The sequence below is a fragment of the Aeromonas sp. R3-1 genome, from assembly GCF_040908345.1.
GTDB classification, from domain to species: domain Bacteria; phylum Pseudomonadota; class Gammaproteobacteria; order Enterobacterales; family Aeromonadaceae; genus Aeromonas; species Aeromonas veronii.
Window position 1 is genome coordinate 1 of record NZ_JBFODN010000243.1, and the last position, 6,946, is coordinate 6,946.

General features: G+C 56.8%; 6 protein-coding genes and 1 pseudogene. 3 read left to right on the forward strand and 4 right to left on the reverse strand.

All coding sequences use genetic code 11. The annotated features are described in order from the left end of the window. Positions 1-196, forward strand: a 196-nt coding sequence (locus tag AB5Y85_RS16385) for a Smr/MutS family protein (protein WP_368221808.1), incomplete at its 5' end; no start/stop codon positions are given. Between the two features lie 57 nt (positions 197-253). After that, a complete protein-coding gene (locus tag AB5Y85_RS16390; RefSeq protein ID WP_257688119.1) occupies positions 254-1,549 on the forward strand; it encodes a sensor domain-containing diguanylate cyclase in 1,296 nt (431 codons plus the stop codon). 132 nt (positions 1,550-1,681) lie between these two features. Here AB5Y85_RS16390 and AB5Y85_RS16395 read toward each other — a convergent pair whose 3' ends face one another. The 3 genes from AB5Y85_RS16395 to AB5Y85_RS16405 all read right to left on the reverse strand — a co-directional run bounded on the left by AB5Y85_RS16395 (position 1,682) and on the right by AB5Y85_RS16405 (position 5,877). Continuing rightward, positions 1,682-2,290, reverse strand: a complete 609-nt coding sequence (locus AB5Y85_RS16395) for a histidine phosphatase family protein (protein WP_257688118.1) — start codon at positions 2,288-2,290, stop codon at positions 1,682-1,684. Between the two features lie 595 nt (positions 2,291-2,885). After that, positions 2,886-4,349: a chitinase gene (locus AB5Y85_RS16400; protein ID WP_257688117.1), complete on the reverse strand. Its 1,464-nt coding sequence runs from the start codon at positions 4,347-4,349 to the stop codon at positions 2,886-2,888. 307 nt (positions 4,350-4,656) lie between these two features. Then, positions 4,657-5,877, reverse strand: coding sequence for an SAM-dependent methyltransferase (locus tag AB5Y85_RS16405; protein ID WP_257688116.1), 1,221 nt, complete (start codon positions 5,875-5,877; stop codon positions 4,657-4,659). A 184-nt stretch (positions 5,878-6,061) separates the two neighbouring features. Here AB5Y85_RS16405 and AB5Y85_RS16410 point away from each other — a divergent pair, with 184 nt between their 5' ends. Continuing rightward, positions 6,062-6,640, forward strand: coding sequence for an alkylphosphonate utilization protein (locus tag AB5Y85_RS16410; protein ID WP_005333203.1), 579 nt, complete (start codon positions 6,062-6,064; stop codon positions 6,638-6,640). Between the two features lie 82 nt (positions 6,641-6,722). Here AB5Y85_RS16410 and AB5Y85_RS16415 read toward each other — a convergent pair. Further along, positions 6,723-6,946: pseudogene (locus AB5Y85_RS16415) on the reverse strand (IS1595 family transposase); the annotation flags it as partial.

A 6,946-nucleotide genomic window follows, 5' to 3' on the forward strand; every position in this document is an offset into this window, starting at 1 on the left:
GGCGGCCCTGCTCACCCTCTGCCAAAAAGAGAACATTCACGTCGCCTCGGTGATGCACGGCATCGGCAAACATATTCTCAAGCAGCGCATTCCCAGCTGGCTGGCCCAGCACCCCAATGTGCGCGCCTTCCATCAGGCCCCCCGCGAATGGGGTGGCGACAGCGCCATTCTGGTGTTGCTGGATATCGAAGAGTAGTTAGCCAAACGACCACACTATACTGAATATCAATACGTTATTCGCCGTGGAGGTCGCATGTTTACACAGGGTTCCCATGCCGACATAAAGTCATCTCTCGACGCCATCGGCGCTGCCGTGGCGGTGTTCAGCCTCGACAAGGATGATCACTTTGTGCTGGTCTCTGCCAACGATACCTTTGCCAAGGCGTTCGAGCTGGATGTCCTTGGCAGCATTGGCAAACAGCTGAGCGAGATGTTTCCCCGCTACATCACCAATACCATCGAGCCGCCAATGCACGAATGTGTGCGCATGCAGACCGGGCTCGAGAGCGAGCTGCCCATCGACAGCCTGTCGCGCACCAGTTGGTGGCGCTTTATTCTCTCCCCCATCATCCCCGAGCAGGCACGGATCAACCGGATCATCGTGACCGCCATCGATATCACTGCCAAAAAGCAGCTGGAAGAGGCGCTCACCACCAGTCGCCGTCGCTTCGAAGCGGTGGTCAACTCCGCCTATGACGGCATCATCAGTGTCAGCAGCGAGTCACGCATCGAGCTTATCAATACCGCCGCCTGCGAGATGTTCGGGATCGACGAGAGTTATCTCGGCAAGCGGCTGGAAACCCTGCTGCCGCAGCGTTTTCGCGCCAATCACGAGACCTATTTCAAAGCCTTCAGCAGCTCCCCCGTCAATTCGCGCCCGATGCATGCCCGCGCCTCGGTGATGGGGCTACGCCGCGACGGCAGCGAATTTCCGCTGGAGGTGACCATCGCCAAGATCAATTTGGGCCCGACCACCGAGATGACCGCCATCTTGCGGGATATCTCGGAGCGAGCCCGACTGGTGGAGGAGTTGAAGGTCGCGGCTACCACGGATCCCCTCACCGGCATTGCCAACCGGCGCCGCTTCAACGAGCTGGTCAACGCCGAGATGCAGCGCTGCCAGCGTTTCGGCCATACCATGAGCCTGCTGCTGATCGATATCGACCACTTCAAGGAAGTCAACGACACCTTTGGCCATCAACAGGGAGATCTGGCGATCCTGAGTCTGGTGAAACGGATCAGCAAACAGCTGCGTGAGGTGGACATGCTGGGTCGCTGGGGTGGCGAAGAGTTTATCGTACTGCTACCGGAAACCTCCCTCGAGCTCGCTTGGGCCAGCGCCGAGCGGATCAGGCTCACCATCGAATCCCAGCACCATGCACTGGAGGGGGCTCTTGAGATCTCCCTCACCATCAGTATCGGGATCAGCGCCAGCAAGGGCAGCCATGACACTGTAGAGAAGATGGTTAGACGAGCCGACACCGCCCTGTATCTGGCCAAGAAACAGGGGCGCAACTGCTGCCGCAAAGAGGAGCCGGAACCGACCTGATGGCGCACGCCCCTACCCTCTGGTGACACAGCTAACCTGTGCCTGCAGAGATAACCAACCGCAACGAATACAAAAGACAGCGCGACTCTCTTCGGTAGCGCTGTTTTTTTCGTTCTACCTTTGGTGCACGTTTCAATCACCACCATCAAGAGGACGGCTAAAGCGCAGTGGGCTACCATCAGCCAGAGAGAGCCTCACCGACAGCATGCCGCCGTTGGGCAATTGCCACTCGAAGAAGTCATCAAATCCGGCAATCGATACGGCGCGGATCACCTTGGCGACTACACCATGCGCCACCAGCAGTATCCGCTCCCCTTGCATGATCGAAGCAAGTTCCGTGAGTCCCTGCGAGACCCGGGCAATCACCTCATCAATGGTTTCACCACCGGGAGGAGCTTCAGCCCAGCGCCGGGTGATATTGCGCGCCCACAGTTCGGGATAGCGTGTTCTCGCCTCTACCTGTGCCAGCCCTTCAAACAGGCCGACATCCCGCTCACGAAAGGCAGGCACAAGCTCCACTGACAATCCCAACTGGCGAGACAAGATGGCAGCGCTCTCCCTTGTTCGCAGCAGGGGGGACGCCAGCAGCCGATCGAACGGAGCCTGAGTGGCCGCTACCTCGTCAGCCAATCGGGCAATGTGCCTCTGGCCACTCTCATTAAGCCCGATATCCAGTGCACCCTGATACCGTCCTTCCGCATTGGCTTGCGTCTCGCCATGGCGGATCACCACCAGTTCCATGGTGCACTCCTCTTTCCTGCTATCTGCTTGGTGATTAAACCGCATACGACTTCCCATTCGGATAACGAGACGACAATCCCCATTCATCTGCGCACCTTAACTATTATTTTAAATCGAGCAAGATTACCTCGCTCGCAGTAAAAAACATCCGCCGAACTACATACTCTCATCCGTAAACGAATAGATACACATGACTTTTACATCCAATATGTTCATTTTTTCTCTCTGTGAAATAAATGTCACCAAGGTGATACCATGAATTGATAGATGGGAAAAATAAACACCCTCATCATAAATACGAGAAGGATAGCGTCATGGGTGTGCTCTGCGAACCCATCGTTTAGCAAAACATCACTCAACGCTTTTTAATATTGCTTAGCAGCAAGGTTAAAACATTAAACCCAGCCATCAATAAATTTGATGTGAGCTGTTTACATCACTTTAAGCGGGAAATAAAAGCTGGCAAAAAAAATACAGCTCCCCCTCCAGAGAGATGGATCTCTTTTTAATCTCTGCCACATATTATCCCCCAGCGCAAAAAATATATTAAAAGGGGGCTAAGCCCCCTCTCCTTATCAATGGATGGACTGTCTCTTTATTGGTTCGTCACCAACGCCCAGGGGCCACCTTTGGCGGGATCATCCCCCTGGGTCCACCATTTGGCCTGATAGACGGCGCCCTTGTAGCTCACCTTGCTGCCAGCGGTATAGACCTTGCTGGCATCCCAGGCAGGCTGACCATCAACCGGCGGATCAACCGGATCGACCGGGGTGGGATCGAGCTTGGCGACGATCCGCACTTTCGGCCAGTTGGCGTGGGAACCGTAGAAGTTGGTCACGCACTTCTCGTAATCACCCGGCACCAGCGCAGAATAAGCGGTCTGAAAGCCCACCAGCTCGCACTCGAAGGAGTAACCGCCCGGGCGATCCGGATAGTATTTCCAGTTGCCATCCCAGTTGGTGTAGAGCACGTCGGTAGCGCCGTTAAGATTGAGGCTGCCATAGGGAGTCTGCTGCCAGCAGGTGTTCTTCTCATCCGCCTTTATCGGGATCTGGTAGTGGTTGGCCAGCCCTTCCCAATAGCGGATGCGATTGACCGGCTGCCCCTTGTCCTTGTTCTGCTCGCCACACTCGATGCCGCCGTTGATGACGTTGATGGTGGTACCGAAGCCATAGCCGATACCGGCGTCAACTTCCCGTTTGGAGGGTGCCCAGGTACGATCAATCACGTGCAGCATGGCCGGTTTCGGGGCCTGCGGGGTGAGGAAAAACCAGATGGCAGAAGCGAGGTTGAGCCAGGAGTCCGCCACCAGCCCCGGGTTGTTGAGCAGCACGGAGGCATCGCCATCGAACATCGCCTCGGAGAAGGCACCGTAGTTGAAGTGGTAAGAAAGCTGCTTGGCGCCGCGGCCGAAGTACCCCTGACCCGTGCTGCATGGCCACTTCTTGTTCTGCCAGTCGTTCTGGCCGCAGCCTGTGGTGTAGCCGGTCTGTCCCTCTGACCAGCCCATCTCCCGCACATGCACCAGCGCCTGCTGCCACTCCTCCAACCCCAGAGGGTTATCGGAGACGTTCTCCTTGGCAATATGGCCACCGGTCTCCTGAGAGAAGTGGGCAAAGGCCGTCACAATGGATTTTTTACAGATCGCATCAGAGTCGCGACCGTCGGTATATTCGCCACAGAACGCAGGGAATTTACCGATGGCTCGCAAGAAGCGGACATAAGTATATTCCGGCGCTGCCATCTGGGTTAAATATTCCCATTCAGATTGGGGAAATACCCGTTCAACCCGTTTTACGTTGTCAGGATTGCTTGCCAGACCTGGTTCAATGGCATCAACGATTTTATTTGACCGGGTCGCCAATGCCTTGGCCCATATTGCATACATGGGATTAGCCGTCTTGGCTTTTTCCATGGCGGTCAGATCCGGGGCCGCAATCACATATCCTCCCGCATTTTGCGGATCGGGTTGAATATTCATGGCTGCACTCATTGCGGCATAGCTTGGCAATGCGCAGGTGGCAGCGATCAGCCAGGCACAACGCTTGGGTTTGAACATGTTTATCGTCCTTGTTTGAATTAATGCGTTCCAAGAGTAGGTGTTTCAACAACTAAATTCACGATGAGAATTAAGAAATAAGCAGAATTTGTGAGCCATTTCACCTTGTGATGTTCAGTGCAGCTGAAACAAAGAAAAGGAACCCAAACGAAAACACCAGAGCGTGATCCGTCGCCCATTTTTAGAACAGTTGAGACGGCCAGGTGACCAGCCATACGGTCATTGTTCGTGATGAAAAAAATGGCTGACAGGCTCAATCTGTCAGCCATCATCAATGTTCAAGAAAAATGCTCAAAATAGCCGTATGTCAGGCACGCACGGCACGGATCAGGATATTGCGCGGGGTCATGGGTTTGGCACAGAACTCCCCCACTTCGACCCGATAGCCCTGCTCTTGCAAAAAGAGCGCGCGATCCAGCGCCAGCCAGATCTCGAGGGGACGGCGAAACAAATGACGCACCAGCTCCATGCGAGCGACATCACCAAAGCGGCGCTCCCCGTGTTCCAACCAGGCGGGGTAGTCGAGCCCGGCGGGCAGCACAATCCCTTTGCGCTCGGAAGCCCAAACGCAGAATGCCTCGAAGGTGCCGGTCAGCAGGCTCTTTTGCATATTGGGCACCGGCAGATACTCATCCACACCGCGCACCTGACGCTGCAGGCAGTCAAACCCGAGCCGCCACACCACTTCCTGCTCGCGCAGGCGGGCGATCCGCGCACCGCCAGTCACCGTCTCCTGTAGCGGCAACTTGAGATCCGCCTTGCTCAACACCAGCTCGCTGGCGCTGGCCGCAGCTGACAGCGGGCGATAGTGGCTGGTACGGATCAGGTGGTAACAACAGGGAGAGATGGTCACTCCGCTGGCACTGCGCTCGGCCACCCGCTCCAGCAGATGGGTGTGCAGCTCGCCGCAGGCATGGAGTGCCATAGCGTGATGTTCGGGGGCGATCAGCGCCGCCGACTCGCGGGCAAAAGCATCGGCGCAGGTAAAGGTCATATTGGCGCCATCCCGCTCGGCCAGCAGCCGACCTTCGTCACAAAGCTGCCCTTGCAACTCCAGACTGAGGATCGGAGCCTGCCGATGAATTGATACCAGCCGCCCAAGGTGGCCCTTGCCGGCACACCACTCCAGATAGGGGCCCTGATGGGCAGGCAGACAGGCGGTGAACGACTCGATCTGGGCCTGCTTGCGCCCCGGCATATGCCGCGCCATCTCCTTGCTGCAGGTGATGGGCTCTGGGGCAAAAGGGACAAGCTGACTGAGTTGCTGCAGCTCGGCTCCCTCGGCAATCCAGGGGGCAAGCAGCGTGCTGAGTGCATCCATATCCGCATCGAGCTCCGCCAACTGGCCGAGCGTCAGCCCATTGAGCAACGCCGCCAGTTCGGGCGCCTCATCGGCAAAGGCCATGGTCAGATGATGATATGGCTGATATTGCCACCAGCGCCGGTAGCGGGTGAGCAGTCGATCCAGTTGTTGAAAACGTTGAGCCAGCACGAATGCCCCTGCCTTGCAGTCAAAAAGGAGGCTCATTCTAGCGATCCCGCTTCAAATTGCACTCTCAATACCTGACGATCAGCTCCGCGCAACAGCACGGCCAACCCTGTGAGCCAGGGCAGACCTGACAAAGTGCGGGGTTTTATGCTATATTCCGCCCCCTCTTTCACGCGCCCCGCCCAACGCGGGTCGCTTTACCACTAGCTATGGGACCAACAACATGACCATCAACGCCATTCTGCAAGCGCGCGCGGGCGCCAAGTGTGAACTGTGCAGCGCCGAGCAGGCGCTGACCGCCTTCGTGGTGCCTCACTCCCCCGCCAGCGACGATGATCACAGCGTTGCTATCTGTGACACCTGCCGTGGTCAGCTGGAACAACCGGATACCCTGGTGGTCAACCACTGGCGTTGTCTGAGCGACAGCATGTGGAGCCAGGTGCCTGCGGTGCAGGTGATGGCATGGCGCCAGCTGAAAGCACTCTCCGGCAAGGGTGAAGTGTGGGCTCAGGATCTGCTGGACATGATGTACATGGAAGACGAAGCCAAGGCCTGGGCTGAAGCTGGTATTGCTGACGAAGATGACGACAGCGTACCGACCGTTGACTCCAACGGCGCCGTGCTGCAAGAGGGCGACTCCGTCACCCTGATCAAGGATCTGGACGTGAAAGGCGCCGGTTTCACCGCCAAGCGCGGCACCCTGGTCAAGGGCATCCGTCTGACCAACAACCCGCTTCATATCGAAGGCAAAGTCAACGGCGTGCAGATCGTACTGGTTGCCGCCTACCTGAAAAAGGCCTAAGCCAAGGGCGATTGCTCGGCTGTCTACTGCCAGAGCACAAGTACGACGAAAAAGGATGGCGTCACGCCATCCTTTTTTATGGCTATGTCCCAATTACGTGTTGCATGGGGCGCCCCAGCGCCTCATGCAAACATGTTTTGATATTTACGCCTTTTCCGTAACGCTCCAGCATCCGGCGCCAACCCAAGTAGTTCTTCAGGTAGTGCGTCGTCACGCCATGGAACCGCTCCATCCACTCTTTCAACCGATGGTGATACCCGTTTACGTGCTGGATGTGATACGCACCGACCACCCGTTCGCCTTGAC